General features: G+C 65.4%; 27 protein-coding genes and 1 tRNA gene. 14 read left to right on the top strand and 14 right to left on the bottom strand.

Annotation, left to right across the window (positions count from 1 at the left end):
* The first annotated feature begins 46 nt into the window (after positions 1-46).
* Genes BH683_RS14300 through BH683_RS14290 form a run of 3 tightly spaced genes read left to right on the top strand, consistent with a single transcriptional unit; the run spans position 47 to position 3197 of the window.
* The gene (locus tag BH683_RS14300; RefSeq protein WP_084836918.1) at positions 47-394 is read left to right on the top strand and encodes a molybdopterin oxidoreductase; all 348 of its coding nucleotides are present in this window, start codon (positions 47-49) and stop codon (positions 392-394) included.
* Positions 394-2886, top strand: a complete 2493-nt coding sequence (gene nirB, locus BH683_RS14295; protein ID WP_084836917.1) for a nitrite reductase large subunit NirB — start codon at positions 394-396, stop codon at positions 2884-2886. The genes BH683_RS14300 and nirB overlap by 1 nt, the downstream gene beginning before the upstream one ends.
* Positions 2883-3197, top strand: coding sequence for a Rieske (2Fe-2S) protein (locus BH683_RS14290; protein WP_084836916.1), 315 nt, complete (start codon positions 2883-2885; stop codon positions 3195-3197). The genes nirB and BH683_RS14290 overlap by 4 nt, the downstream gene beginning before the upstream one ends.
* 17 nt (positions 3198-3214) lie before the next feature.
* Here the strand turns inward: BH683_RS14290 and BH683_RS14285 are convergent, their stop codons facing one another.
* From BH683_RS14285 to BH683_RS14260, 6 genes are all read right to left on the bottom strand, one after another.
* Positions 3215-3523 (bottom strand): hypothetical protein, encoded by a 309-nt coding sequence (locus BH683_RS14285; protein ID WP_084836915.1) that lies wholly within the window; start codon positions 3521-3523, stop codon positions 3215-3217.
* 11 nt (positions 3524-3534) lie between these two features.
* Entirely contained in the window at positions 3535-4785 is a 1251-nt protein-coding gene (gene mshC / locus BH683_RS14280; RefSeq protein ID WP_084836964.1) for a cysteine--1-D-myo-inosityl 2-amino-2-deoxy-alpha-D-glucopyranoside ligase, read from the bottom strand.
* Positions 4786-4848: 63 nt separating this feature from the next.
* Entirely contained in the window at positions 4849-5685 is an 837-nt protein-coding gene (locus BH683_RS14275; protein WP_246833375.1) for an SCO1664 family protein, read from the bottom strand.
* Between the two features lie 7 nt (positions 5686-5692).
* Positions 5693-6355, bottom strand: coding sequence for a DUF3090 domain-containing protein (locus BH683_RS14270; RefSeq protein ID WP_084836913.1), 663 nt, complete (start codon positions 6353-6355; stop codon positions 5693-5695).
* 102 nt (positions 6356-6457) lie between these two features.
* Positions 6458-7156: a histidine phosphatase family protein gene (locus tag BH683_RS14265; RefSeq protein ID WP_084836912.1), complete on the bottom strand. Its 699-nt coding sequence runs from the start codon at positions 7154-7156 to the stop codon at positions 6458-6460.
* A 92-nt stretch (positions 7157-7248) separates the two neighbouring features.
* The gene (locus BH683_RS14260) at positions 7249-8091 is read right to left on the bottom strand and encodes an undecaprenyl-diphosphate phosphatase (protein WP_210405211.1); all 843 of its coding nucleotides are present in this window, start codon (positions 8089-8091) and stop codon (positions 7249-7251) included.
* A gap of 98 nt (positions 8092-8189) precedes the next feature.
* On the opposite strand from BH683_RS14260, the gene BH683_RS14255 reads away from it, so the two are divergent.
* The 3 genes from BH683_RS14255 to BH683_RS14245 are packed head-to-tail and all read left to right on the top strand — an operon-like array spanning position 8190 to position 10599.
* Positions 8190-9206 (top strand): hypothetical protein, encoded by a 1017-nt coding sequence (locus BH683_RS14255; protein WP_143696054.1) that lies wholly within the window; start codon positions 8190-8192, stop codon positions 9204-9206.
* A gap of 29 nt (positions 9207-9235) precedes the next feature.
* Complete coding sequence (locus BH683_RS14250; protein ID WP_084836962.1) at positions 9236-9496, top strand: DUF5703 family protein; 261 nt, start codon at positions 9236-9238, stop codon at positions 9494-9496.
* Positions 9493-10599: a quinone-dependent dihydroorotate dehydrogenase gene (locus BH683_RS14245; RefSeq protein WP_084836910.1), complete on the top strand. Its 1107-nt coding sequence runs from the start codon at positions 9493-9495 to the stop codon at positions 10597-10599. The genes BH683_RS14250 and BH683_RS14245 overlap by 4 nt, the downstream gene beginning before the upstream one ends.
* A gap of 100 nt (positions 10600-10699) precedes the next feature.
* On the opposite strand, the gene BH683_RS14240 is transcribed toward BH683_RS14245, so the two are convergent.
* The 3 genes from BH683_RS14240 to BH683_RS14230 form a co-directional block, all read right to left on the bottom strand.
* The gene (locus BH683_RS14240) at positions 10700-11242 is read right to left on the bottom strand and encodes a YbhB/YbcL family Raf kinase inhibitor-like protein (protein ID WP_084836909.1); all 543 of its coding nucleotides are present in this window, start codon (positions 11240-11242) and stop codon (positions 10700-10702) included.
* A 68-nt stretch (positions 11243-11310) separates the two neighbouring features.
* On the bottom strand, positions 11311-12648 hold the full coding sequence (locus tag BH683_RS14235; RefSeq protein ID WP_084836961.1) for a M20/M25/M40 family metallo-hydrolase: 1338 nt from the start codon (positions 12646-12648) through the stop codon (positions 11311-11313).
* A gap of 65 nt (positions 12649-12713) precedes the next feature.
* Positions 12714-13538 carry an MBL fold metallo-hydrolase gene (locus tag BH683_RS14230; protein ID WP_084836908.1) on the bottom strand — a complete coding sequence of 275 codons (825 nt, stop codon included), beginning with the start codon at positions 13536-13538 and terminating at the stop codon, positions 12714-12716.
* A 116-nt stretch (positions 13539-13654) separates the two neighbouring features.
* On the opposite strand from BH683_RS14230, the gene BH683_RS14225 reads away from it, so the two are divergent.
* The 4 genes from BH683_RS14225 to BH683_RS14210 all read left to right on the top strand — a co-directional run bounded on the left by BH683_RS14225 (position 13655) and on the right by BH683_RS14210 (position 16339).
* Positions 13655-13740, top strand: a tRNA-Leu gene (locus BH683_RS14225).
* A gap of 98 nt (positions 13741-13838) precedes the next feature.
* Complete coding sequence (locus BH683_RS14220; RefSeq protein ID WP_084836907.1) at positions 13839-14372, top strand: hypothetical protein; 534 nt, start codon at positions 13839-13841, stop codon at positions 14370-14372.
* A gap of 90 nt (positions 14373-14462) precedes the next feature.
* Entirely contained in the window at positions 14463-15860 is a 1398-nt protein-coding gene (locus BH683_RS14215) for an SDR family NAD(P)-dependent oxidoreductase (protein WP_246833381.1), read from the top strand.
* Positions 15854-16339, top strand: coding sequence for a DinB family protein (locus BH683_RS14210; protein ID WP_246833374.1), 486 nt, complete (start codon positions 15854-15856; stop codon positions 16337-16339). The genes BH683_RS14215 and BH683_RS14210 overlap by 7 nt, the downstream gene beginning before the upstream one ends.
* On the opposite strand, the gene BH683_RS14205 is transcribed toward BH683_RS14210, so the two are convergent.
* Complete coding sequence (locus tag BH683_RS14205; protein WP_084836959.1) at positions 16330-17316, bottom strand: oxygenase MpaB family protein; 987 nt, start codon at positions 17314-17316, stop codon at positions 16330-16332. The genes BH683_RS14210 and BH683_RS14205 overlap by 10 nt on opposite strands.
* Before the next feature lie 112 nt (positions 17317-17428).
* Between BH683_RS14205 and BH683_RS14200 the strand changes: the two genes are divergently transcribed.
* On the top strand, positions 17429-18472 hold the full coding sequence (locus BH683_RS14200; protein WP_084836905.1) for a nucleoside hydrolase: 1044 nt from the start codon (positions 17429-17431) through the stop codon (positions 18470-18472).
* A gap of 263 nt (positions 18473-18735) precedes the next feature.
* Here BH683_RS14200 and meaB read toward each other — a convergent pair whose 3' ends face one another.
* Genes meaB through BH683_RS14185 form a run of 3 tightly spaced genes read right to left on the bottom strand, consistent with a single transcriptional unit; the run spans position 18736 to position 23944 of the window.
* A complete protein-coding gene (gene meaB, locus BH683_RS14195) occupies positions 18736-19722 on the bottom strand; it encodes a methylmalonyl Co-A mutase-associated GTPase MeaB (RefSeq protein ID WP_084836904.1) in 987 nt (328 codons plus the stop codon).
* A gap of 12 nt (positions 19723-19734) precedes the next feature.
* The gene (gene scpA, locus BH683_RS14190) at positions 19735-21987 is read right to left on the bottom strand and encodes a methylmalonyl-CoA mutase (RefSeq protein WP_084836903.1); all 2253 of its coding nucleotides are present in this window, start codon (positions 21985-21987) and stop codon (positions 19735-19737) included.
* Position 21988: 1 nt separating this feature from the next.
* Positions 21989-23944 carry a methylmalonyl-CoA mutase family protein gene (locus tag BH683_RS14185; protein WP_084836902.1) on the bottom strand — a complete coding sequence of 652 codons (1956 nt, stop codon included), beginning with the start codon at positions 23942-23944 and terminating at the stop codon, positions 21989-21991.
* A 176-nt stretch (positions 23945-24120) separates the two neighbouring features.
* Here BH683_RS14185 and BH683_RS14180 point away from each other — a divergent pair, with 176 nt between their 5' ends.
* Complete coding sequence (locus BH683_RS14180) at positions 24121-24846, top strand: TVP38/TMEM64 family protein (RefSeq protein ID WP_084836901.1); 726 nt, start codon at positions 24121-24123, stop codon at positions 24844-24846.
* A gap of 18 nt (positions 24847-24864) precedes the next feature.
* Here BH683_RS14180 and BH683_RS14175 read toward each other — a convergent pair whose 3' ends face one another.
* Positions 24865-25473 carry an alpha/beta hydrolase family protein gene (locus BH683_RS14175; protein WP_084836900.1) on the bottom strand — a complete coding sequence of 203 codons (609 nt, stop codon included), beginning with the start codon at positions 25471-25473 and terminating at the stop codon, positions 24865-24867.
* Positions 25474-25710: 237 nt separating this feature from the next.
* On the opposite strand from BH683_RS14175, the gene BH683_RS14170 reads away from it, so the two are divergent.
* Positions 25711-26280: a hypothetical protein gene (locus BH683_RS14170; protein WP_308203575.1), complete on the top strand. Its 570-nt coding sequence runs from the start codon at positions 25711-25713 to the stop codon at positions 26278-26280.
* Positions 26277-26843 (top strand): hypothetical protein, encoded by a 567-nt coding sequence (locus BH683_RS14165; RefSeq protein WP_084836898.1) that lies wholly within the window; start codon positions 26277-26279, stop codon positions 26841-26843. Before BH683_RS14170 ends, BH683_RS14165 begins: the two co-directional genes overlap by 4 nt.
* The last annotated feature ends 1 nt before the right edge of the window (position 26844 follow it).

Raw genomic sequence — 26844 nt, 5'->3', positions numbered from 1 at the left:
CGCGGCTGCAAGTAGCGGTTCATCCGGCTGCCGTTCACTGACTTCCATGTCCAGTACCCCGAAGTTCTTGCAGGGTGTCTTCTCCTTCACCGGCACCGGATTGACCAAGGCGGCCCCCTTGGATCCCTCGCTGGCCTACCAGGTCCCGGCCGGCATGACCGTTCAGCCTCTGTACTTCCGTGGCGGCAACAGCAGCGACGAGTTGGTGTACGTGACGCTGCTCCGCGATCAACAGCCGATGCGCTGGTTCCCCATGGGAGCGAAGTCCTCGGTGAACGTCCCGCTGCGCGTCGTCGAGGACGTCGACCCCGACACCCTGCTCGAATTGGTTTTCGCCGCGCCCGAGGGATGCACCGGCGAAATAGTCGTCGACTTCGGATTCACGGAGTTCTGATGGCGGACCAGGCCCCACTCGACCGCCTCGTCGTGATCGGCAACGGCATGGCCGGTGCCCGCACGGTCGAAGAGATCCTGTCGCGCGGCGGCGGCTCCCGGTTCGAGATCACGATGATCGGCGACGAACCATACGGCAACTACAACCGCATCATGCTCTCGCACGTCCTGGCGGGCGAGAACTCGATCGACGACGACGACCTCATGCTCAATCCGATGGCCTGGTACCGCGAGAACAACGTGAAGCTGTTCTCGGGTGATCGGGCGATGCAGATCGACCGATTCGCAAAATCGGTCACCTGCGAGAGCGGCCGCGTCATCGACTACGACACCTTGATCATCGCCACCGGCAGCAACACGTTCTTCCCCAACATGGACGGGCTCCGAGAGCCCGACGGGCGATTGGCCCGCGGGGTGTTCGGTTTCCGGACCATCGAAGACACCAACGGCATGCTCCAGATGGCGTTGTCGCGGGACGACATGCGCGCGGTCGTCATCGGCGGCGGTCTGCTGGGTCTGGAGGCGGCCTACGGACTGCGCACCCAGGGCATCGACGTCGACGTGGTCCACTCCCCTGGACACCTGATGAACCAGCAACTCGACGAACGCGGCGGACGGGTGTTGCGTAACAAGATCGAAGAACTCGGTGTCGGGGTGTACACGTCCAAACGCACCACCACGGTGCTACGGAACAGCGACGGCAAGGTCGCCGGTGTCGGCTTCAACGACGACACCTCGCTGCCCGCGGACATGATCGTGGTCACCGCCGGAATCCGACCCAACGTCGAACTGGCCAGGGCCGGCGGACTCGTGATCGAACGCGGCATCGTCGTCGACGACCAGATGCGTTGCGAAGACGAGGGTTCCATCTACGCGGTCGGCGAATGCTGCCAGCATCGCGGCGAGGTCTACGGACTCGTCGCCCCGTTGTGGGAGCAGGCTGTCGTACTCGCCGACGTGCTCACCGGCGCCGATCCCACCGCCGCGTATCACGGTTCGCGTTTGACGACGAAACTGAAGGTCGCCGGGGTCGACGTCGCGGCGATGGGCGTCAAGGGACCAGAACGCGACACCGATGAGTTCGTCCAGTTCTACGAGCCCCGCAGCGGTACATACAAGTCAGTCGTGGTGCGCGACAACAAGCTGATCGGTGCGATGTTGCTCGGCGACATCAGCAAGGTCAACTTCCTGACCCAGGCATTCGATGACAAGGTGCCGCTCCCTGATGAACGCATCAGCATGTTGTTCGACATGGGTACGCCCAGCGCGGAAACCGGCGCCGCAGAGCTGGCCGACGACGTGCAGGTTTGCAACTGCAACGGCGTCACGAAAGGCGACATCGTGGCCTGCGTGCACGCGGGTGCGAAGACGGTCGGCGATGTGGTCGCCACGACCAGGGCCGGCAAGGGATGCGGCTCGTGCAAAGGGCTCGTCGGTGACATCGTGGCGTGCGCGGCCGGGGGCGACCTCGCCGCCGATCCTTCGGCCGACTGGTATGTCCCGGCGATCCCGATGGACAAGCCGGAACTGATGGCCCAGATCAGAGACCGCAATCTGCGGTCGGTGTCGGCGGTCTTGGGTGAACTCGCGCCCGAGGGCGACGACGTGACGGCCAAGATGCCGATCGCCTCGCTGCTCCGCATCATCTGGGGCGCCGATTGGGAGGACGAACGCGGCGCTCTGTTCATCAACGACCGGGTACACGCGAACATCCAGCGGGACGGCACGTTCTCGGTCGTCCCGCAGATGAAGGGCGGCGTGACGAACCCGGCCCAATTGCGACGAATCGCCGATGTCGCGGAGAAGTACGACATTCCGATGGTGAAGGTCACCGGCGGCCAGCGGATCGACCTGCTCGGGATCAAGAAGGAAGATCTGCCGAAGGTGTGGGCCGACCTCGACATGCCGTCGGGATATGCGTACGGGAAGAGCTTCCGCACGGTCAAGACCTGTGTCGGACTCGACTTCTGCCGTTTCGGCCTCGATGACTCGACTGCTCTCGGTATCGCCATCGAGGAGAAATACCAGGGCCTGGAGTCGCCTGCGAAGCTGAAGCTCGCGGTGACCGGGTGTCCACGTAATTGCGCCGAAGCGCTGTGCAAGGACTTCGGGGTGGTCGCGGTGGGCGATGGCAAGTGGGAGATCTACGTCGGCGGCGCGGCCGGGGCCCACATCCGCAAAGGCGACCTGCTTGCAACCGCCCAGGGCGCCGAGGAGGTGATCCGGATCTGCGGCGTGTTCATCCAGTACTACCGCGAGCAGGCGAAGTGGCTCGAACGCACCTATGCGTGGGTTCCGCGTGTGGGTATCGACGAGCTGAAGGCGATTCTGATCGACGACCGTGACGGGTTGGTGGACGGCTTGACCGAGCGCATCAACGCTTCGGCTGCCGCCTACACCGACCCCTGGAAAGAACGGCTCGAACCGAAATCTCCGGCACAGTTCAGCCCGTCTCTGCCCCTCATCAAGCTGCCATTGGTGCCGGTCCGATGAGCGCGCCGGCGTCGAGTGTCGTGGGGTCGATCACCGACCTCACGGTGGGCGAGGGCCGTACCTACGTGGTGGACGGTCAGCAGGTCGCGGTCTTCTTGTTGGGTGATGGGACGTTGCGAGCCCTCGGTGCCCGGTGCCCGCATCGGGGCGGTCCCATCGCAGATGGACAGACCGACGCGACGAAGGTGATGTGTCCGCTGCACCAGTACACCTTCTCGTTCACCGATGGTGCCTGTACCAACGGCGACATCGAGCCGTTACCGGTCTTCAAGGCCGAGGTACACGATGGCGAGATCCACGTCTGGGCCTGATGCGAACCGATCGACGGTCAGGAGATCCGTTCGATCGAAACCACCGGGGTGGTGATTCGCCACGTCCGGACATCAGGGTCGTCGGCGGCACGCACCCAGAACTGGGCGGACTCTCCTACGCGGCACGACTTCACGCCGAGCAGCGGGATGTCCTCGGAGTCTCGGCGGAGTCGACTCACCGACCAGGACTCGTCGTCTGTACCACCGACTCCGGGGGCTCGCAGCAGCGTCATCTCACCGAAGTCGAGCAGGTAGGTCGACGTGCGGGTCAACACGGTCCATACGCCCTGTGCCGTACCGGGGTCGATCTCCTCAACGTTCGCCACGTTGGGAAACCTTACCGGGACCCGGTCAACGGGACGCCCAGCAACGCGTCGACCGCCGCGGCGATCTCGCCGGGGGCATCGGTGTCCGAACCCAATCCGTCGAGCGCGTCACCGGCCCAGGCATCAATGGCGGCAATCGCTTTGGGAGTGTCGAGATCGTCTGCCAGGTGCTGACGCAGACGCTCGATCGTCGCCGCGGACGCAGGTCCGGAGTCCCGGGCCGCGGCACGACGCCACCGGTCGAGGCGGCTGACGGCGTCGTCGAGGACGTCATCTGTCCACGCTCTGTCCTGCCGGTAGTGCCCGGCGAACAGCCCGAGCCGGATCGCGGCCGGGTCGACCTGTGCCGCACGCAGTGCGGAGACGAACACCAGATTTCCCCGAGACTTCGACATCTTCTCGCCATCGAGTCCGATCATTCCCGTGTGCACGTAGTGCTTGGCGAACCGCCGGTCACCCGTCAGCGCCTCGGCGTGGGCTGCAGAGAACTCGTGGTGCGGGAAGATCAGGTCGCTGCCCCCGCCCTGCACGTCGAAACCGGAACCTATCCGATTCAAAGCTATTGCCGCGCATTCGATGTGCCAGCCCGGCCGGCCGGGGCCATGCGGAGAGTCCCACGATGGTTCACCATCGCGAGCTGCTCGCCAGACCAGGGCGTCGAGCGGGTCCCGCTTACCCGGCCGGTCCGGGTCGCCGCCGCGTTCGGCGAAGAACTTCTGCATCTCCGGCAGGTCATATCCCGACTCGTAGCCGAATTGTTCGGTTGCGTCGGTCCGGAAGTAGATGTCGGGGTGCTCTGCGTCGTCGACGATATAGGCGGCACCGGACGCAACCAGTTTCCCGACCACCTCCACGACCTCGTCTACCGATTCGACCGCGCCGATGTAGTCGCGTGGCGGTAGCACCCGCAACGCGGCCATGTCCTCGCGGAACAGTTGTATCTCACGCTGCCCCAGGTCGACCCAATCGATTCCGTCCCGTTCAGCACGCTCGAACAGCGGGTCGTCGACGTCGGTGATGTTCTGGACGTAATGGACATCGTGACCCAGGTCACGCCAGACCCGATTCACGAGATCGAACGCGAGATACGTCGCAGCGTGGCCGAGATGTGTTGCGTCGTAGGGAGTGATGCCGCACACATACATGGTTGCGGTAGGGCCGGGAACGACGGGGCGGACCTGCTTGTCAGAGGTGTCGAAAAGCCTCAATGCCGGGCCCCGACCGGGCACGGGCGGAACGACGGTGTCAGACCACGACTGCATGAACACCACCTTAAGGCGACGCCGGCAGCGACCGCTGTCAGGGCTGCCCGAATCTCGGACCCATCAGAATGCGGGCCAGGGAATGGGCCGGGACCGGTTCGCGTCGGGCATCACCGGATCAGCCACCATCACCATCGCCCGCTCGCTCAGGGCGTCGATCTCGGCGGGCGTGATGAGGTCCGTCAATCGCTCGCGAAGCGGCGACGACGCCTGCTCCAGCGAGCGCACCAAACCTTCGACATCGTCGATGAGGTGTGCCGGTATCGGTTGGTTCGCCCAGCCCCACAGCACGGTTCGCAACTTGTCCTCGGTATGCAGGCAGATGCCGTGGTCGACGCCGTAGACCTGACCGTCGAGACCCTCGAGGACGTGGCCGCCTTTGCGGTCCGCATTGTTGATGAGAACGTCCAGGACCGCCATCCTCTGCAGCCGCGGATCGTCCGCGTGAACCAGCGCCACGTCTTCACCCCGACCGTCTATCGCGGACAAGATCAGCTTCCATCCTTCGGGGATCAGGTCCGGCGAACACAGGTCGACCAGATCCAGTCGCGCAGGCAACGCGTCGGTGGGTTCGGGCGTGTCGATCCACCGCTGCACCATGCCGGGCCCGAACTGCCCGTCACGCAGCAGCGTCACCGGCACCACCGACCATCCGAGTGCGTCGGAAATCAGGAAAGAGGCAACCTCACGACCGGCCAGGGTTCCGTCGGGGAAGTCCCACAACGGTTGCTCTCCCCGCACGGGTTTGTACACGCATCTGACTCGATCGTCTCCGAGGACGGCGTCGCACACCAGGGTGGCATTGCTGGCCGAACGGATCTGTCCGATCAGATCGAGGTCGCCTTCGGCGAGAATCTGCGCCACGTCGAGCGGTTCACGCTCCGGCGCTGTTGCACTCACGTGGTCGCTACCTGTCCGGCCCTGCGGTCGGACCCTCGTCGGTGTCGTCGTCCCCTTCGAGGCCCGGGTCATCGAACAGGTCGGGATCGACGAACTCGAGCGACGGCCCGAACTCGGCATCGCGCCGGTAGCCGTTCGTGCGGACGCAGATGTGGCCGGCCGAATCAAGCGGGTCACCGCACAGCGGGCACGGTTCACGACCGGCGGAGATGACACTGGACGATCTCGTCGCGAACTCGCGAGCCGCACCCGTGCTCAAGAACACCCGGACCGCATCTGGCCCGTCCTCGGTGTCGTCGAGGACGACGCTCTCGTCGAACTCGCCCTCGGTGATGGCGAGCAGTTCGACCACCACGGCCTCGGACTCCGAATCCCACCCGAGGCCCATCGTCCCGACCCGGAACTCGGCGTCCACGGGCATCACCAGCGGGTTGAGATCTTCCACCCGCGTCAGCTCCGCGGGCAGCGGCGTACCGAACCGGCGGTGCACCTCCTCCAGCAGCGCTCCGATCCGATCGGCGAGTATCTGTACCTGCTGCTTCTCGAGCATCACGCTGATCACGCGGGTCTCGTGGACGGCCTGCAGGTAGAAGGTCCGGTCACCGGGCTGGCCGACCGTTCCGGCGATGAAACGGTCCGGACTGCGGAAGACGTGTATCGCTCTGGCCATGGCACCTCCGTTCTTCGAAATCGATTATCCCCATTCGGGGCGGGTTCGCCCACACCATGGACGTTCGGCGACCGGCGCGCCGTCGCAGGTCCTGATCGTCGTTCAGGTCCCGGTCGAACCGCCGACAACGGCTTCGTCGGCGTGCTTCTCGTCGGTCTTGGCCTCGTGTTTCGGCGCCGACCCCAACTTCTGCAATGTCGACGTGCAGTTCACCGCGTGCACATAGGGCCGCGCGACGCTGTAGCGGACCACACTCATGGATGCGGGCTCCACGACGATCCGCTGGAACGAGTCGAGGTGCATCCCCATCGCGTCGGCGAGGACCGCCTTGATGACATCGCCATGCGTGCACGCCACCCAGACTCCTGCACCGTCTTCGCCCGAGAACCGGGCGTCGAGCTCACGGACCGCGGAAACCGCTCGTGCCTGCACCTGCGCGAGGCCTTCACCGCCGGGGAAGATCGCGGCGGACGGTTGCTGCTGCACCACCCGCCAGAGCGGTTCGGACAGCAATTCCTTGATGGGGCGGCCGGACCACTGCCCGTAGTCGACCTCGAGGAGCCGCTCCTCGACGATCTCCTCGACACCCAGGTGTTGGACCAGCGGCAGCACCGTCTGCTCGCAGCGTTGTAGCGGCGACCTGACGACGGCTGCCAGGGTGCCCGCAGCGGCAATCCGCTCGACGATCGCGGCTGCTTGGGCACGACCGTGCTCGTCGAGGTCGACCCCTGGAGTCCGGCCGGCCAGCACACCCGAGGTGTTCGCTGTCGACCGACCGTGGCGTAGCAATATGACCGTCACGTATTTCACCTTATGCGGAAGTGCGCACCCGCCTGGGGTGACGCAGGTCAGAAGGGCGCCGGCAGCCCCTGGGAGCCAGACGGCCGGTGCGGTCAGGTCGCGCTGATGACTCCGCCCGCGAGCAGACCCATGACCACGATGCCGAGAATCACGCGATACCCCACAAACCAGTACAGGGAGTGGTTTGCGACGAACTTCAGCAGCCAGGCGATGGCCGCATAACCGACCACGAACGCGATCGCCGTGGCGACGAGCAGTTGAGGTCCCGGCGCTTCCATGCCGTCGCCGCTGGGATCGAACGCATCGGGCAGGCTGAACAAGCCGGACGCGGTCACCGCTGGGATCGCCAGGAGGAACGAGAACCGGACCGCTGCTTCGCGTTCGAGGCCGAGGAACAGACCCGCGCTGGCAGTGGCGCCCGAGCGAGAAACACCAGGGATCAGCGCCAGGCATTGCGCGAAGCCCATCACAAGACCGTCCCGTGTGGTCAGCTTCTCGATCGGCCGGTTCTTGCGCCCGAAGTGCTCGGCCGCGGCGATGACAATCGAGAAGAAGATGAGCATGGCCGCGACCAGCCACAGATTCCTGGCACCGGTGCGGATCTGATCTTTGAACAGGAATCCGAGGACGCCGATCGGAATGGTGGCGATGATCACGTACCACCCCATCCGATAATCGAGGTCGCGTCTGGAGGCGTCGAACAGGCCGCGGAACCACGCCGCGACGATCCGGATGATGTCTTTCGCGAAGAACACCAGGACTGCTGCTTCGGTTCCGAGCTGGGTGACCGCCGTGAACGATGCACCGGCGTCTTCCCCGAACCAGATCTCGGAAACGATCCGCAGATGTCCGGACGACGATACGGGCAAGAATTCGGTCAGTCCCTGAACGGCCCCCAAGACGATCGACTGGGCCCAACTCATCGTGTCGGTCACCGCGCAGATGCTACTGGAGTCGGCCGTCCACTCCCCGCCGGACGCATCTGACGCACCGGATTTCGGCGCAGCGCACGGGAACCAGCAAGATGGGTCCCATGAATGTGCGCGGAAGAGCTGGCGTGGTGATGGCGGCGGCAGCTGCGGTGGTGACTCTGCTGGCGGGATGTTCCGATTCCGCAGACACTCCCGACGTCCCGACGATCGCGCCGCAGACACCGATCGCAGCACCTGCCGTCGCGGCCGGTGTACCCGCGGGACAGGTCGTCCCCATGCCGGAGGCCGGCGCCGCGCTCGCCTACTGTCCCAGTACCGAGCAGTTGGCCGTCCTGTCGTCCGACCGCCGGTCGGTGGAGTTTCGCCAGACCTCGGCACTGTCGACGCCGACCCGCTCTGTCGGGTTGAGCGACAAGGCATCCGGGTTCGGAACCTTCGCGAACGGCGTGCTGCAGGTTCTCATCCCCAACGCGCTGCTCACGGTGGACTCGGCCACCGGCGACGTGGCCAGAACCGATTTGCCGGGAACACCGCTGTCGGCGGTGCTCACCTCCCAAGGGCAGACCCTGGTGGGCAACGACCTCGGCCAGATAGCCGTCATCGACGCGGAAGGGCGCGTTCAGCGAACCATCTCCGGTCTCGTTCGCGTCGACGCCCTCGCCGAACACGACGGCCAGGTCGTCGCGCTCGACCGGGCCCAGTCGTCGGTGACACAGGTCGACGTCGCCGACGGCGACCTGGGTGTCGCCCTGCGTTCCGGCGACGGTGCGACAAACCTCACAGTCGACCACTACGGGCGTTTCCTGAGCACGGACACCAAGGGCGGCGAGTTCCTCGGGTTCAGCGGCGACCCGCTCGTCAACAAGTTCCGCTACCCGGTGGCGTTCGGCCCCTACGCCGTAGGCTATGACGACACCCACAACCTGGCGTGGGTCGCGACCACCGGCGACAACAGGGTGACAGCCTACGAGCTGGCCTCAGGGACCCCGGTCCAGACGCGGCAGTTCACGACGGTCGGTCAAGCCGACTCCATGGTGGTGGATCCCGACAAGGGGACGGTGTATCTGCTCTCGGCCCGGGGTGAGGGCCTGCAGGCCATCTCCCCTGATCAGCAGTGAGGCGGCAGTCGCGGCAGTGAAGGGTGGTCATGGTGACGAATAAGCGAACCCGGGGTTTTCCACGGGAATGGGATATGTCAGCGGATGACTACGAGTACATCCCGCTGCGCCTACCCCCGGACGTGACCCGCGTCTCGGCATCGATGCGGCTTTCGATCCAGGCGGAGTTCGGCGGCTGGGAGCTGTCCCGCGTACGCCTGTACGCCGATGGCAGCCGAAAAGTACTGCTCCGACGGCGACGTCCGCGATTGGCGTCGACCGACCAGCCGAATACCGAGATGAGCGCATGATGGATCCGCTGTACCGGCGGCTCTACGGCGCGCTACTCGCGCTGATGTTCCGTATTCCACCCGAACGAATTCATCGGGCGATGGCGCGGCTGATCACCTGGGTGGGCCGCATCAACCCGCTGCGAGCACTCGTGGCTCGCGTGCTCGTCGTCGACGATCCGGTGCTGCGCACCCGCGTCTTCGGTGTCGACTTCCCCGCCCCGCTCGGGCTCGCGGCCGGGTTCGACAAGAACGCAGAGGCCGTCGACGCATGGGGCGCACTTGGCTTCGGTTTTGCCGAGGTGGGCACTGTCACGGGCGAGGCGCAGCCAGGGAACCCGGCGCCGCGTCTGTTCCGACTGCCGCACGACAGGGCTCTCATCAACCGGATGGGGTTCAACAACCACGGCGCCGGCGCCGCGGCGAATCTGCTCAAGCAGCGCAAGGCGACCACCACGATGGTGCCGATCGGCGCCAACATCGGAAAGACAAAAGCCGTCCCGGCGGGCGACGCGGTCGCCGACTACCTTGTGAGTGCACGTCTACTGGCGCCCCTCGCCGAGTTTCTCGTGGTGAACGTCAGCTCACCCAACACCCCGGGTCTTCGCGACCTGCAGGCGGTCGAATCGTTGAGACCGTTGCTCGCAGCAGTACAGGAAGCCGTCGACATCCCTGTACTGGTCAAGATCGCGCCGGACCTCGTTGACGAGGACATCGACGAAATTGCCGACCTCGCAGTCGAGTTGGGTCTGGCCGGCATCGTCTGCACGAACACGACCATCAGCCGTGACGGGCTCTCGACGGCGCCCTCGGACGTCGAACGATACGGAGCAGGCGGATTGTCCGGTGCGCCACTGGCCGATCGCTCACTCGAGGTGCTGCGTCGTTTGTACTCCCGCGTCGGTACCCGCATGACATTGGTCAGCGTCGGCGGCATCGAAACACCCGAGCAGGCCTGGGAGCGGATCTGCGCAGGCGCTTCGCTGATCCAGGGCTACACCGGTTTCATCTACGGAGGTCCGTTGTGGACCAAGCAGATTCATCGAGGGCTCGCCCAACGGGTACGCGAAGCCGGTTACGGTTCGATCGCCGACGCCGTGGGCAGCGCAGCAGCGAAACGGTAGTCACACACCCAGCTTGAACAAACCCAGCCTGTCCAAGCCTTTCCAGGTGTTGCAACACGTGGATATGCCGGAACAGACTGGGGTTTGGGTTCAGTCTTTACTAGTCGCCGTCAGGCCGCTCGTAGGTGTTGGTGATGATCGCCCGGGCGATCGCGTGGGAGAACAGGTTGAACCCCAGGTACGCCGGTGTCGCACCGTCCGGGAGACCGAGGCTGTCGACGTCGACCGCGTGGACGACCGTGTAGTAGTAGTGCACGCCATGACCCGGAGGCGGCGCCGCCCCGATGAAACGCGGTACGGATGCGTCGTTGTTGAGGGCCACCGCACCTGCGGGCAACGACCCGGGCTCTCCATCACCGGCGCCTGCGGTCAACGAGGTGATGGCTGCGGGGATGTCGGCGACTGCCCAGTGCCAGAAACCTGATGCCGTCGGTGCCTCGGGGTCGTAGACCGTCACCGCAAAGCTCTTGGTGTCCGAGGGAAATCCCGACCAGCTCAGCTGAGGAGAGATGTCCTCACCGCCTGCGCCCATGATCCCCGATACCTGAGGGGTGCTCAGAGGCGATCCGTCGGTGATGCTCTCAGAGGTCAGGGTGAAAGCCGGCAAGTTCGGTAGTGCGTCGTACGGGTTGTACCTCGACATCGTTGTTCGCGTCCTTTCCGTAGGTGGCCATTCCATCATGCGTGAGGCGGCGACACAGGTGCGCAGTTTCAGCTGTGCAACAAGAAATGTTCGAGCACCTCGGTCCCGAACAGCAGCGATTCCACCGGTACCCGTTCGTCGACGCCGTGAAACAGTGCGGCGAAGTCGAGATCGGTCGGCAACTTCAGGGGCGCAAAACCGAAGCATCGAATACCCAGTCGGGCAAAGGCTTTCGCGTCGGTGCCGCCCGACAGCATGTACGGCACGGTCCGGCCTTGCGGATCGTGGGCCAGAATTGCATTGTTCATCGCGTCGACGAGGTCGCCGTCGAACGTCGTCTCGTACGAGTCCAGCTTTGTCACCCATTCCCGGGTGACAGCCGGTCCGATGAGTTCATCGACCTCGGCTTCGAACGCCGCCTGCCTGCCCGGCAGCACTCGGCAGTCGACGACAGCCGTGGCGGTCTGCGGGATGACATTGGCCTTGTACCCGGCCTGCAGCATTGTCGGGTTGGCAGTGTCGCGCAAGGTCGCCCCGATGATGCGCGCGATGCTGCCGATCTTGAACAGCACGGTCTCCAGGTCCGGGGTGTCAAGGTCGAGGTCCAGGCCGGTTTCCTCGGACACCGCAGCAAGGAACTGAGACACCGATTCGGTCATCACGAGCGGAAAACGGTGCCTGCCGAGCTTCGCAACCGCTTCGGAGAGGATCGTGACGGCGTTGTCCTCGTGCAGGAACGAACCGTGGCCCGCGGTGGCCGTCGCGGTCAGCTTCATCCACGCGATGCCCTTCTCGGCCGTCTCGACGAGATAGAGCCGCTTCTGGGTGCCGTCGGGGCGGTCGACCGTCAGCGAGAACCCGCCCACCTCTCCGACGGCTTCGGTGACCCCCTCGAAGAGATCGGGGCGGTTGGCGACCAGCCAGTGCGAGCCCCACTTGCCGCCGGCCTCTTCGTCCGCCAGGAACGCGAACACGATGTCGCGAGGTGGCACGGTGCCCTGTTGCTTGAATTGACGGGCGAGCGCAAGCGCCATCCCGACCATGTCCTTCATGTCGATGGCCCCACGGCCCCAGATATATCCGTCTTTCACCGAGCCGGAGAACGGGTGCACGCTCCAGTCGGCGGGCTCCGCGGGAACCACGTCGAGGTGGGTGTGGAGCAGCAGTTTGCCGCGACCGCGATCGGCTCCGGGCAGCGTAGCGAACACGTTGCCGCGCCCGGGCTGACCCGACTCCACGTACTCGGTCTCGAACCCGACCTCGTCGAGCCGCTGTTGCACCCACCGGGCGCACTCTGCCTCGCCTTTGGTGGTCGCGAGCTCGCCCGTATTGCTGGTGTCGAATTGGATCAGCCTGCTGACCAACTCGACGACTTCGTCGGTGGCACGCTTTGCTTTGTCGTTCACCTGCACATTCCTATCACCACGGCAGGTAATGCGGTGGGCATCCTGCTCGCAGCGTGCGCGTCCGGTCAGGTCAGGTGGTCGAAATCACCCCGCACCCAACCCATGTGGCGATCGGCCGAGCGTCTGAGAATCCGCCGCGCATCCGAATCGATGACGTCGGCGAAGTTTCCGTAGATCCGGTCGTAGTCGAACCTGTCGAGGTGGGTTGCAATCCGCTCGACGACTGCCGCTGACAGCGGTATCCGGTTGGGATAGCTGCGCATGAAACTGAGGCTGGACCGATCCGGGTTGGGAAGGACGGTGTCGCCGGTGAGGAGCACTCCCCGCCCACCCGCGCCCGCCCTCCACAAGGCGACCCCGCTCCCTGGGAAATGCCCGCCCGGTTGTGTCAGGGTCACTCCCGGCAACACGTCCACATCTTCGGACCACGTCTCGATGATCGGGTCCCGGCGAGCCACCCACTCCAGATCCGGCTCGGCGACCAGCACGGGTGCATCATCCAGCGCACGACTCCATTCCACCTGTACGCCGAACATATGCGGATGACTGGCGACGATCGCGACCACCGCGCCGTACGATCGCACCGCCTCGACGCCGGCGTCATCGATGAACCCGGGCGGGTCCCACAGCAGGTTCCCGGAGGGCGTGCACACCAACTTGCTGTGCTGGCCGATCCCGACGCCCGGGATTGTGTGGATGTCGACAAGCCCCGGTTCGAGTTCCTCCACGACGATCCGCTGCCCCTCCGCGCCCAGCTGCGCCAGCGACACCCACAGCTGACCCTCCGGCGGCATGTACTGACGCTCGTCCTCGCAGATCCGGCACCGCGCCGGCAGATCCTTGCTGTGTTCCACCGCGCACGTGCGGCAGATCATCGTCGACCGATCCATGGATCATTGGTAGCAAAACGGCGTCGATATCGGGGCTGTGCTGGCGATTTGGGTTGAAGGCGGCCAGTCGGCTAATGTTATCCGGCGCTGGCAGGTACGTCCTGACAGCGACTCGGGTCCGAGTGGCGGAATGGCAGACGCGCTAGCTTGAGGTGCTAGTGTCCTATTAACGGACGTGGGGGTTCAAGTCCCCCCTCGGACACCCAAGGAGACCGTGGTTCGCAGAGATGCGGATCACGGTTTTTCTTTACCCGGCGTAAGCACCACCCGCGTGTTCTCACCTGCGATTATGGTTCCGCTATGGACCAGTCCGCTTTCTACGGAGTCGTAGCAGCCACGAACTTCACCTTGCTCGGTCTGTGGTGGGTGGCCATCAAGGATCGCGACGATCTCACCGGCAAGGACGGCCACGGCGGCCAGATGGCCTACCTCGTCTCCCTACAGTTCGTCGTCGCCGCAGCGGTCTCCCTCTTCGCACAAGTCGCTCCGCAGATCGGCGCCATCTGGCGGACCGGATTCGCCTTCGCAGGTGTCGTCGGGGCCATCGGCGTGGTGATGCTGGCGATCCAGTTCCGCGCCAACACCGACAGCAAGGTCATGCCGTGGATCCTGGCCGGTCTCGGAGTACCGCTGTATGTGCTGGTTTTCGTCGTCGCACTCTCGCCCGCTCTCGTCGACGCCCTGAATATCACGCTGGCCCCCATAGAGGTCGAGGGCCTGCTGCTGACGATCATCGTGATCCTCGGCGTCCAGGAGGCGTGGTTCGTGGCCATGACGCCGCGCCGCGCTGTCGAGGCAACCCAACCGGTTCCGCCCCCGGCCCCCGCGACGTGAACGCCGGGCAGGCGGATCTGACGATCGCGAACGGTCACTACAATGCGATGCGTGCACGAAGCCCCCACTGATTCCATCGACGTCGCCGACATGGCGGTGTTCCGCCGGGTCCTGGATCAGGCGGCGGAACTCGACGCCGGACATCCGGATTCGATCCAGGTCCAGCGCGCGGTCGCGCACATGTTCAAACAGGCCAAGCGTCGCCGCAAGAAGCAAAAGCACCAGGTGCGCCTGGACGCGGACCGAAAAGTGCTGGCCGCGACGGCAACCGGTTCACCCGACCGCATCGACGACGAGACAGCCGGGTTGCCGCTGACCGGCGCGCCCGGATCCAGTGCCGGGACCCTCATCCGTCCGCAGAACTGCTACATCTGCAAGCAGGAGTACACGCGGGTCGACGCATTCCACCATCAACTCTGCCCTGCGTGCGCTGCCGAGAACCGGGAGAAGCGAACCCAGCACGCCGACCTCACGGGACGACGCGCTCTGCTGACCGGCGGCCGCGCGAAGATCGGGATGTACATCGCCTTGATGCTCCTGCGTGATGGCGCCGAGTTGACCATCACGACCCGGTTCCCACGCGATGCCGCACGCCGGTTCGCCAGGCAGCCCGACTCGGACCAGTGGTTGCATCGGCTGCACATCGTCGGTATCGATCTTCGCGATCCCGCCCAGGTGACCGATCTCGCCGATTCGATCGCGGCGAAGGGACCGTTGGAGATCCTCATCAACAACGCCGCGCAGACGGTGCGACGGTCCCCCGGTGCGTACAGTTCGCTCGCGGATGCCGAGCGCGCCCCACTGACCGGGGCCGCGGCGACGGTCCCGGTGCTGACGATGGGCGACAGCAGTGAGTTACACCCACAGGCCCTGGCTTCCGGCGGCGATTCCGATTCTGCTGCCAAGGCGCTCGCTGCCCTTGCCATGACAGCGGGTTCGGCGACCGTCGAACGGATCGCAGACGGCACCGCCATCGACGCCGGAGGACTGTTGCCGGACCTCGTCGACAGCAACAGCTGGGTCGAGACCGTCGATCAGGTCGACCCGCTCGAACTGCTCGAGGTGCAGCTGTGCAACAGCGTGGCCCCGTTCATCCTGCTGTCCAGGCTGACCCCTGCGCTGCGTGCATCACCCGCACGGCGGAAGTACGTGGTCAACGTCTCCGCGATGGAAGGCATCTTTTCTCGGGGGTACAAAGGGCCGGGTCATCCGCACACGAACATGGCCAAGGCCGCGTTGAACATGCTGACGCGTACCAGCGCGGGTGACCTCTTCGACGACGGCATCCTGGTCACCGCGGTGGATACCGGCTGGATCACCGACGAGCGCCCGCACACCAGCAAGGTGCGGCTGGCCGAGGAAGGCTTCCGGGCGCCTCTCGATCTCGTCGATGGCGCGGCGCGCGTATACGACCCCGTCGTCCAGGGCGAGTCGGGTGTCGATCTGTACGGGGTGTTCCTCAAGGACTTCGAGCCCTACCCGTGGTGAACGGTAAGGATCAGGTCTCGTCGCCGCTGGCCGAGGCCATGCTCGAGATCGGCGGCGAATCGCTCGAGGCGATGACGTCGATCCTGGCCGACCTCGGCGACGACCTGGCCAATCGCCGGCCTTCTCTCGACGGCGCGAACAGCCCGTACGCCATCGTGTTCCACTGTGTGGGGATGTTGGAGCACTGGGCTGGATCAGTGATCGGTGGGGAGCGGATACCACGCGACCGAGATGCGGAGTTCATTGCCACCGGACCGGTGGATGAGCTCATCCACCGGGTCGGCGAGGTCCGGTCGCGCCTGCCCAGCTGGGTGGATATCGCTGTGTCCGAAGGGATCCGCGACCGATCCGCACAGGGGTCCACCCGCGGCAACGCCGCGACCGCGACGCCGGAGTGGGTGCTGCTCCACATCCAGCGCGAGTTGGCCCAACACCTGGGCCAACTGGAGCTGACGCGGGATGTCCTGACTCAGGCCTGACGTTCGCGCACGTGGTAGGCGGCGCCGGCGTTCTCCCGCTTCTTCATCGCAAGGATCGCCGCATGGTGGCGGCGGGCGTGGTAGGCCAGCGGGAAGTAGGTCAATCGATCCGGCAACACTTTGTAGGAACGTCGGATGACGCGGTGCATCCGCTCGAGGTCACGCTGCTCACGGTCGCTCCAGCTCAGGCCGAGGATCTCACGCACCCGGGGATCCATCACCCCCACCGTGGTCAAGTAGTTCAGATTCTGGATCGGTGAGGTGGCGATCTTCGCCGCCTTGATCGCGGCGGGCCGAAGCGCCGCAGGCACCGACTCGGGAAGAGGCGGCGCCTGCCGCATCTGAGCGATCAGCTCCAGCGCGACCTCGTGAGCCACCAGTTTGTTCTCGATGAAGTCGTCGAAGTATTCATCGAACTCCCCGATGGACTCTGGGTACCCCTTCATCGGCACCTGGACGATCTTTGCGATGCGTCGATTGTCGCGGAAGATCTCTTGTTTCTCCGTGTCGCTGAACTCACGTCCGATGAGCAGCGGCCCCGCCGACAGCGTGGTCGGGAACGCCGTCGCGATCACCCACTGGTAGGCCTCGGGATTGAGCGCGCTGATGTGCTTGCCCTGGGCGTTCTTCATCTGCAACGGCTGATGCATCTTCCGGAGTCGCTTACCCTCTGCCAGCGCCTCTTCGCCCCCGTACACCCAGCGCAGCACCGAGTCGATCGACCGGATCGCACGCCCACCCGGGTCGGTCCGGAAGACCGAGTACTTGCCGACGACGTCGCCGATCACCGGGTGCATCACCTGCATGACGAACGCGGCCCCGTTGACGGGCAGAAATGTGAAGCGACCGGTGTGCTCGGCCGTGATCGAACCCGGCGGTACGAGCTCGATGTCACTGTCGCTGTTGTTGATCAGTCGATCTTCGCCCTCACCCGGGGCGGACGTGCGCTGACGGGGTGTCGGTTCCGTGATCGTCATGGTGGATCCTCTCATCAGGAAACGGTTGTGTTCAGATTAGCAGTCGACGTCGCACCACGACAGGGTTTCGGGTGGAGTTCTCCTCGATCCCGGATTCAACTACGGTCATCAGGTGGTTTCCGTTCCCCTGATCTTCGATTGCGACACCGGTATCGACGACTCTCTCGCGCTGGTTTATCTGCTGGCCCATCCGGCTGCGGATCTGCGCGCGGTCCTGTCCACCGGCGGCAACGTCCCGACCGATGTCGTGTGCGGCAACAACCTCGCCTGGCTGGAACTGTGCGGACGCGACGACGTCGAGGTGTGCCTGGGTGCCGAGGCGCCACTCGAGACGCCGCTGATCACCACCGAGGACACCCACGGCCCGCTCGGTATCGGATACGCCCAACTGCCGGTGCCCACCTCGACGACATCGTCCCGCGACGCAGCGGACGCCTGGATCGACCTGACCGCGGACCACCCGGGCGAGATGGTGGGCTTGGTGACCGGTCCGCTCACCAATCTGGCGCTGGCCATCCGCAGGGACCCATTGCTGCCGACGCGGCTACGCAGACTCGTCATCATGGGCGGAGTGTTCCACCACGGTGGCAACACCACCCCCACGAGCGAATGGAACATCGCGGTGGATCCAGAAGCGGCCAAAGAGGTGTTCGCCGCCTTCGGCGTCGACGGCGCACCGCGGCCCATCATCTGTCCGCTCGATCTCACGGAGACCATCCGGATGACCCCGGATCATCTGGGCCGGCTCGCGGCCCTCGCCGAATCGAGTCCGGTGGAGCAACCCGGTCCGGACGACGAACCCGGAACCCGTTCGGTCGCGGACAATGTGCTCATCCGGCATCTGGTCGACGCCGTCCGTTTCTACTTCGAGTTCCACGAGGCGCAATCCGAGGGCTACATCGCGCACATGCATGATCCCTTTGCCGCCGCGGTCGCGCTGGACCCGTCGATCACGCAGACACGCTCAGCGTGCGTGGATGTGGAGACGACCGGATCGCTCACGCGCGGAACGACGGTCGCCGACGAGCGGGCATTCTGGGGGCGCCCGGTCAACGCCGAGATAGCGACCACGACCGACGCCGATCTGTTCTTCGACGACCTGATCGAACGTGTCGCCGCCTTCGCGATGGTTGTCGCCGCGCCCTCCCCCACCTGAATTCGCGCCACCCACCCACAACTACCGGTGGGCGACGCAAAAACGGGTGGGCGAGCGAGCCACCCCCACACCACCACCCACCCAAAATCGCGCCACCCACCCACAACTACCGGTGGGCGACGCAAAAACGGGTGGGCGAGCGAGCCACCCCCACACCACCACCCACCCAAAATCGCGCCACCCACCCACAACTGCCGGTGGGCGAGGCGAAAACGGGTGGGTGGGCCTCAGTTGTAGAACACCCACGACGGAGCGAACAAATGTTACGAGTCGAATGCCTCGACTATTTCGGCGGCGGCCAAGGCGGGTGTGAGGGTGCCAGCGCGCACCTCGTCCTCGACACGGTCTCTGATCGCGCGCACTTCCGGATTCGCGTCGAGACGACGTAGCAGTTGGTCGGTGACCATGGCCCAGGTCCAGTTGACCTGTTGGCGGTTGCGACGGGCCTCGAACTCGCCCGCCTCGCGCAAGACCTCTTTGTGTTTGAGGACTGTCTGCCAGAACTCCGCGACGCCGGTGTTCTCCAGGGCGCTCATGGTCAGCACCGGCGGGCGCCAGATCGCTTCGTGTGGCGTGAGCAGCTTGAGCGCTCCCTGGAGTTCCCGAGCCGCGTTCTGGGCTTCGCGCTGGTACTTACCGTCGGCCTTGTTGACCACGACGATGTCGGCCAGTTCGAGGACGCCTTTCTTGATGCCCTGCAACGAGTCTCCGGTGCGGGCAAGGGTGAGGAAACAGAAGACGTCGACCATGTTCGCGACAGTCACCTCGGACTGACCCACACCGACGGTCTCCACCAGGACCACGTCGAACCCGGCTGCCTCGAGCAGCACCATGGTCTCGCGGGTGGCCTTGGCCACCCCGCCCAGCGTGCCCGAGGTGGGTGAGGGCCGGATGTAGGCCCGAGGATGTACGGAGAGCTGCCCCATCCTGGTCTTGTCGCCGAGGATCGAGCCGCCGGTGCGAGTCGAGGACGGGTCGACGGCCAGCACGGCCACCTTGTGACCCTGTTCGATGAGGTACATGCCGAGGGCCTCGATGGTCGTCGACTTGCCCACCCCGGGGACACCGGTGATCCCTACCCGGTATGAGTTGCCGGTGTCGGTACCGAGCGACAGGAGCAGTTCCTGGGCCTGGTCGCGATGATCGGCCCGCGTCGACTCGACCAGGGTGATCGCACGCGCCAGATCAGCGCGTTTGTCGGCCCGGACGGCATCGGCCATCGCCGCCAGATCCAGTGGGGGCCTAGGCATGTGCGTAGTCGGTCACGACGCGAGCTCGTGCCCCAGTTCGGCTGCCAACTTGTTGATCAGCTCCACGGCCGAATCAGCGATGACGGTGCCGGGCGGGAAGATCGCAGCGGCTCCGGCCTCGTACAGTTCGTCGAAGTCGCCGGGTGGGATCACGCCGCCGACCACGATCATGATGTCCCCACGACCGACCTTGGCCAGTGCGTCTCGCAACGCGGGGACCAGGGTGAGGTGACCTGCCGCCAGCGAGGAGACACCGACCACGTGTACGTCGTTGTCCGCCGCCTGCAACGCCACCTCGTCAGGGGTCTGGAACAGCGGGCCCACATCGACGTCGAAGCCGAGGTCGGCGAACGCGGTCGCGATCACCTTCTGGCCGCGGTCGTGCCCGTCCTGGCCCATCTTGGCGACCAACACGCGGGGCCGACGACCCTCGGCGTCGGCGAACTTGTTCACGATGTCGATCGCTGCGTCGATGTTCTTCACCTGACCCGCCTCATGTCGATACACCCCGCTGATCGTGCGGATCTCTGCCTGATGGCGACCGTAGACCTTCTCCAGGGCCTCAGAGATCTCACCGACGGTGGCCTGGTGACGGGCCGCTTCGATCGCCAGTGCCATCAGGTTGTTCTCCAGTCCGCCCTCGGTGGCCGCGGCCGCCCGGGTCAGATTCGCCAGCGCCGCCTCGACGGCTTCGGTGTCCCGGTTGGCACGCAAACGTTCGAGCTTTTCGAGCTGCTCGACGCGCACCTTGGAGTTCTCGACCTTGAGGACCTCGATCTCCTGGTCCTCGTCGACCTGATACTTGTTGATGCCGATGACCGGCTGCTGCCCCGAGTCGATGCGGGCCTGTGTCCGCGCTGCAGCCTCCTCGATGCGCAGCTTCGGAATGCCCTCGTTGATGGCCTGAGCCATGCCGCCGGCCTCTTCGACCTCGGCGATGTGTGCGCGCGCCTTGGTGGCCAGCTCGTGGGTCAGCCATTCGACGTAGTTCGAGCCCGCCCACGGATCGATCGGGCGGGTGGTCCCCGACTCCTGCTGCAGCAGCAACTGAGTGTTGCGGGCGATACGCGCAGAGAAGTCCGTCGGCAACGCCAGCGCCTCGTCGAGCGCGTTGGTGTGCAACGACTGGGTATGACCCTGCGTTGCGGCCATCGCCTCGATACACGTGCGCGCGACGTTGTTGAACGGATCCTGCGCGGTCAACGACCACCCCGACGTCTGCGAGTGGGTCCGCAGCGACAAGGATTTCACGTTCTTCGGTTCGAACTTGGCGACGAGATCACTCCAGATCAACCGCGCCGCACGCAATTTCGCGACCTCCATGAAGAAGTTCATCCCGATCGCCCAGAAGAAAGACAACCGCGGCGCGAACTTGTCGACATCCAAGCCGACGTCCACGCCTGCCCGCAGATATTCGATCCCGTCGGCGAGGGTGTAAGCCAGCTCCAAATCGGCTGTGGCCCCGGCCTCTTGGATGTGGTAGCCCGAAATCGAGATCGAGTTGAACTTGGGCATCTTGAGACTGGTGTACTCGAAGATGTTCGAGATGATCCGCATCGACGGCTTCGGCGGATAGATGTAGGTGTTGCGGACCATGAACTCCTTGAGGATGTCGTTCTGAATGGTCCCGGCAAGCTTCTCCGGCGGCACCCCTTGCTCCTCAGCCGCCACCACGTACAACGCGAGGATCGGGAGCACGGCACCGTTCATCGTCATCGACACCGATACCGACCCGAGATCGATGCCGTCGAACAGCTGACGCATGTCGAGGATCGAGTCGATGGCCACCCCGGCCATGCCGACGTCGCCCGCCACACGCGGGTGATCGGAGTCGTAGCCGCGGTGGGTCGCGAGATCGAACGCCACCGACAGCCCTTTCTGACCGGCGGCGAGGTTGCGGCGGTAGAAGGCGTTCGACTCCGCCGCGGTGGAGAACCCGGCGTACTGACGAATCGTCCACGGCTGATTCACGTACATCGTCGGATACGGCCCACGCAGATACGGCACCGACCCGGGGATTGTGTCGAGCGGGTAAGGATGCTCACCGCCGGTGGTCACCGCGTCCCGATCGGCCCGGGTGTACAGCGGCTTGACGTCGATCTGTTCGGGGGTGTTCCAGGTGACCTGCTCGGTCGAATAGCCGTGCGCACCGGCCATGTCCGAGATCAGCTTGTCGCTCTCCCCTGCCGCCGGGACGACCGCGGGGCTCTCGAGGGGAACATCAGAGAAACTCGCCGGAATGGACTTGTTCTGGGTACTGGTCATATCAGCTCTTCGCCTCGATCGTGTCGAGTAATTCGGTCAACACCGAGATCGCATCGATCCCGATCTGCAGATAACCATCCGGCTTGTCCGACTCATCGGTCCATGCCTTGGGTGGTCCGGCGAGCAACACAGTCGACACACCTGCGGCCCGCGCTGCGGCGAGCGCCGGAGGGCCGTCCGATGCATACCGCGGGTTGGCAGCGCACAGCACTGCGACCGTCGGGGTCCCGGCGGCTTCGATGGCCCCGGCCACAGAAGCACCGTCCAGTGGACCGGGGTTGACGGTTTCGATTCCGCCGGCCGCCAGTAGGTTCGCGACAAACGTGGTCCGGCCGTTGTGCTCGGCGACCGAACCCAACGGCAACATGATCGCGGTCGGCCGATGGCCGTGCGCGGCCAGATGGGCATCGGAGCGATCCCGCAGTCGTTCGAATGGCCGAGCAATGCGAGCGAGGACGGGCGCCGCCGACGGCAGATCGGCAAAATCCGCCGACTCCGGTGTGCGCAACGGCTTCTCGCCGAGGTTCGGGAACTCGTTGATCCCGGTGAGCGCGGTGGTGCGGTGCGCGACGGCCTTCTCCCTGGCGGTCAGCGCGGTGGCGATCTGTTCGCCGATCCAGCCGTCGGCCAGCGCCTGCCGGTAGCCGCCCTTCGATTCGATGTCCTGGAACAATGCCCACGCGGCCGACGCCAGGTTGTCGGTGAGGGATTCGACGAACCACGCGCCGCCTGCCGGATCGACGACCTTCGCGACGTTGGACTCCTCGAGGAGCAGCAACTGTGTGTTGCGCGCCATGCGCCGCGAGAAGCTCGGGTTGGTCGTGCGATCGGCGGGGGCCAATGCGGCATCGAAGGGCAGCACGGTGATCTGATCGGCACCGCCCACCCCGGCACCGAACGTCGCCGTGGTGACCCGCAGCATGTTCACCCAGGGATCGCGCTGGCTCATCATTCCCAGCGCCGTGACCCCATGGGTCACCGCCGCGCCCGCCTCGGGCGCCCCGGAGGCCTCGGCGACGCGGCCCCACAACCGCCGAATGGCGCGGAACTTCGCCATCGTGCCGAACTGGTCGTCGGTGGCGGACAGCGCAAACGTCAACTGCGACAGCGCGCTGTCCACAGCCACACCCGCTGCGGTCAGGGCACGCAGGTAATCGACACCCGCTGCGGTGACCAAGGCCAGTTCCTGCACATCGGTGGCGCCCCCCAGTGCGAAGTCGGTGCCGTCGACGCGGATGGCACGAACCCCGGGACCGGCTTCTGCGGCAACGCGCACAGCGGCGTCGAGGTCCACGGCGGGACGGCCGGAATACGCAGCGGTCAGCGGGGCCAATCCAAAGGACGAGGCAGTACCGACGCTCGCGGTATCAGGTAGCAGCGGCGCGAGGACTCGTGCGGCTTCGATGCCCGCAGCACCCGCATCGATCGTCACCGGGATCAGGTCCAACAGGACACCGTCGAGAACTGCCGCCAGCTGATCGACGCCGATCGCGTCCGGTCCGACGGTCAGCCACAGGCCACTGGCACCGTTGTTCAACGCGTCCAGAATGGCCGCATTCAACGCCGCCGGATCCTGCGGCTCGCTCAGTGGCTCATCGGTCGAGCTCCGCTTCGCCACGTCTCCTGGACTACTGGTCGAGCTCCGCTTCGCTACGTCTCCCGGGTCACCGAAACGCTCGGTGACCCGCCAACCCATGTTCACATCGCGAGTGGGATCGCTTCCGCGGACGAACGGATACGTACCCGGCAGTCCCGGCTCGTCTATTTCGTCTCGGCGCGTGTACAGCGGTTTGATGACGAGCTCGTCGGGCGTGATCGTCGAGAGCAACGCCTCAGGGGTGTCGCGAAGATCCGCGACGTCGACCCGCTTGGACTTCGCGAGTACCTGCGCAGCGGCGGCGGACCACTGTTCGTAGTTCGCCTCCAGGTCTTGGAAGTCTGGTCCGGTATCCGGCATTCGTCGTGAGCCCTTCGATCAGCTGGTGACGTCGTGATGTCTGTCGCATCTGGACGTGGATCGACAGTAGCCGATCAATCGCTCGGGCCAAACGGGGAGGCCGGTGGTTCGCGGAGTGGGATCGGGCACACCTCGGGCACACGCTGGACGACCTGATCGCCCGTAAGGTTGGGACCGTGAAAAGAGGCGGCCGACTCACCCGGCGTACGGCGGTGATCCGGGCGTTGGTCGGACTCGTGGTGGTGCTGGCCGTCCTGTTGTGCGCCTATCTGATCCCGGTCCCGTCAGTTGCGCGGCTCAGGGACTGGGCGGACTCGTTCGGGCCGGGCTTCGTGTGGGTCTTCTTCATCGGTTACGCCGTCATCGCGATCTTCCCGGTCCCCCGGTCCGCGTTCACGGTCGCCTCCGGCGTGCTCTTCGGTCCCGTTGTCGGATTCATCGGCGCGATGCTGGCGACCACCTTCGCGGCCGTGATGGCGTTCCTGCTGGTCCGCCGCTACGGGAGGAAGATCGCACGGCCCTATCTGAAGCACCCGGCGGCGCGGGCGGTCGAGTTGCGCATGGAGCACCGGGGCTGGCTCGCGGTCGGCTCCCTGCGTCTGATCGCGGCGTTCCCGTTCTCGGTGACCAACTATGTCGCCGCCCTGTCGTCGATCAAGTTCGTTCCCTACGCGCTGGCCACCGTCATCGGTGTCATGCCCGGGACCGCGGCGATCGTCATCCTCGGAAACGCCCTCGCCGGAGAGGGCAGTGTGGGGGCGCTCGCGCTGTCGGCGTCGCTGTTCAGCCTCGGGGTGATCGGTCTGATCCTCGATGCCCGGCTGGGTGTTCCGAAAACTGCCGATGACGGTGCGGTCGACACCGACGAACCGACTGATGAATTCTCTCCGCACGCCACCTGATACCCGATCATCGGGAGGTCATCGATCGATCACCTCGTCGAGGGCTCGGAGGTAGCCGGAGAAGTCGTCGAAATGTACGACGTGACCCGCGCCTTCCACCGATTGCACGGTGTATCCGAGTTCGCGCAACTGCTTCGCACGTTCAACCGGTACCAGCGCGCTCGGATCGGCAAGGATCACCGCCGAAGGTACTTCGGGGGCACCGATCGGCGCGGGTGTGAAGTCGGGCAGGTCGTCGAGGATCGCGGTATCCCACCGGGCCAGAGCTGCGAGCTTGCGAGCGCGGCTCCCGTCGCTCCATCGTGGATGGTTGCGCTCGAGATCAGAGATCGCCCACTGCTTCTGGGCCCGGAAGGAGTCGAACACTCGAGGATCGAGTGACAGGGTCCATGCGGGAGCCTCCGGTACGGCAGCCACCACGGCAGAGACCATCTCCTCTACCGAGTAACTCGGCAGCGCGATGCTGTCGCCGTGACCTGGCAGGTCGACGGCGTGCACAGCGTAACCACGCTCGGCCAGCGCCGGCCCGACCTCCCACCATGACTCCGATGAGTTGCCGAGTCCGTGGATCAGCACCGCGTCGCGATTGCCCGATCCCCACCGCCTGATCCCGATGTCGTCTGTCACGTGTCCCTTCCCGGCGGCCGAGGAGAGGTCGCCATCCGGCGGTGACCGACGAGAAGGTACGACTGCCGCCCGTGCAAGCGTAGGTGCGTCGGGGAAGGCCGAACAGGGATGGAAGCACTGTGATTGGTCATCTCCATCAAGTCCATGAGCTAGATATCTTGAATTCAAGCCCTATGACTTGATATCTTCTTATCAAGGTTTAAAACTTGAGCGTCCAGGGGGGTTCTGATGTACGTGATGACCACCGATCAGCAACAGAGCAGACGAAACATCGACCGGCTGCCCGAGGCCTTCGACGCCCTGAGCCACGTTCCGACGATCCGCTCGTTCGACCGCACCGCCGGCGACGAGTTCCAGGCCGTCCTCGACTCCGCAGAAGCGGTCACCGCCGCAGTGATCATCCTTGCCGAACTCGGCCACTGGAGCATCGGGATAGGAATCGGCGATGTCGAACGACCGCTGCCCGATCAGACCCGGGCCGGGCGGGGCACCGCCTTCGAGCGAGCCCGTACCGCGGTCACCGAAGCCAAACGGATCCCCCACCCTGTCGCCGTGGTCGGAACGGACCCGGACACAGTGTCAGCGGCCCAGACCGCACAGCGGCTGCTCGCGCTCGTGGTCGGGGAACGCTCCGAGGCAGGCCACGCCGCGGTGCGCGAGATGCGACGACACCGAACACAGTCGGAGGCGGCTGCCACACTCGGCGTCACACCCCAGGCGATGTCGCAACGACTTCGCGCAGCCAACTGGTATCTCGAGGAGGACACCCGGATGCTCGCCACCCGACTGCTGGCGGCGGCGCGATGATCGTCGCCTCGCTCATAGTGCTCGGCGCGGCCGCCGCAGCGCCGGTACCACTGGCCCGATTCGTGCACGGCCATCAGGCATGGAGAACATACGTGGCCGCGGGAGTGGTGTTGACACTGCTCGGCGTCGTGGCCATATTGGCGCTGCTCAGCACCCCGGCAAGAGGCACCGCGGTCGTGTTCACCCACCTGCTGGTGGCCGCTGCGGCGATCACCGGCGGCACCGCCATGGTCCGGGGCTCGCTCCTCATCGGAGGTATCGAGCCCTGGCAGCTCGATACCCCTGCGCCTGCACCTGATCCTGCCGACCCGGCAGCCGGACAACCGGTCCCCACCCCGCTGCGGGGCGGCCGGGTCATCGGCTATCTCGAGCGACTCGTGGTGGTCGCAGCTCTCGGCCTGCACTGGCCCGAGGCGATCGCAATCGTGTTGGCGGTCAAAGGCCTCGGGCGATACCCGGAGCTGAGAGAGCCGGGGGCGGCCGAACAGTTCATCATCGGCACCCTGGCGTCCGTGGTCTGGGCCGCAGCGGTCGCCGGAGTGGGCCACCTACTACTGCACTGAG

This window comes from Williamsia sp. 1138 (genome assembly GCF_002095435.2).
Lineage (GTDB): Bacteria > Actinomycetota > Actinomycetes > Mycobacteriales > Mycobacteriaceae > Williamsia.
The sequence above is the reverse complement of the archived record's forward strand: the minus strand, read 5'-3'. Positions and strand labels throughout refer to the sequence as shown.

Coding starts and splice junctions, on each gene's coding strand:
- BH683_RS14300 (WP_084836918.1), top strand. CDS start 47: ATGTCCAGTACCCCGAAGTTCTTGCAGGGTGTCTTCTCCTTCACCGGC.
- nirB (WP_084836917.1), top strand. CDS start 394: ATGGCGGACCAGGCCCCACTCGACCGCCTCGTCGTGATCGGCAACGGC.
- BH683_RS14290 (WP_084836916.1), top strand. CDS start 2,883: ATGAGCGCGCCGGCGTCGAGTGTCGTGGGGTCGATCACCGACCTCACG.
- mshC (WP_084836964.1), bottom strand. CDS start 4,785: ATGCAGTCGTGGTCTGACACCGTCGTTCCGCCCGTGCCCGGTCGGGGC.
- BH683_RS14270 (WP_084836913.1), bottom strand. CDS start 6,355: ATGGCCAGAGCGATACACGTCTTCCGCAGTCCGGACCGTTTCATCGCC.
- BH683_RS14255 (WP_143696054.1), top strand. CDS start 8,190: ATGAATGTGCGCGGAAGAGCTGGCGTGGTGATGGCGGCGGCAGCTGCG.
- BH683_RS14250 (WP_084836962.1), top strand. CDS start 9,236: ATGGTGACGAATAAGCGAACCCGGGGTTTTCCACGGGAATGGGATATG.
- BH683_RS14245 (WP_084836910.1), top strand. CDS start 9,493: ATGATGGATCCGCTGTACCGGCGGCTCTACGGCGCGCTACTCGCGCTG.
- BH683_RS14240 (WP_084836909.1), bottom strand. CDS start 11,242: ATGTCGAGGTACAACCCGTACGACGCACTACCGAACTTGCCGGCTTTC.
- BH683_RS14230 (WP_084836908.1), bottom strand. CDS start 13,538: ATGGATCGGTCGACGATGATCTGCCGCACGTGCGCGGTGGAACACAGC.
- BH683_RS14220 (WP_084836907.1), top strand. CDS start 13,839: ATGGACCAGTCCGCTTTCTACGGAGTCGTAGCAGCCACGAACTTCACC.
- BH683_RS14215 (WP_246833381.1), top strand. CDS start 14,463: ATGGCGGTGTTCCGCCGGGTCCTGGATCAGGCGGCGGAACTCGACGCC.
- BH683_RS14205 (WP_084836959.1), bottom strand. CDS start 17,316: ATGACGATCACGGAACCGACACCCCGTCAGCGCACGTCCGCCCCGGGT.
- meaB (WP_084836904.1), bottom strand. CDS start 19,722: ATGCCTAGGCCCCCACTGGATCTGGCGGCGATGGCCGATGCCGTCCGG.
- scpA (WP_084836903.1), bottom strand. CDS start 21,987: ATGACCAGTACCCAGAACAAGTCCATTCCGGCGAGTTTCTCTGATGTT.
- BH683_RS14185 (WP_084836902.1), bottom strand. CDS start 23,944: ATGCCGGATACCGGACCAGACTTCCAAGACCTGGAGGCGAACTACGAA.
- BH683_RS14170 (WP_308203575.1), top strand. CDS start 25,711: ATGACCACCGATCAGCAACAGAGCAGACGAAACATCGACCGGCTGCCC.
- BH683_RS14165 (WP_084836898.1), top strand. CDS start 26,277: ATGATCGTCGCCTCGCTCATAGTGCTCGGCGCGGCCGCCGCAGCGCCG.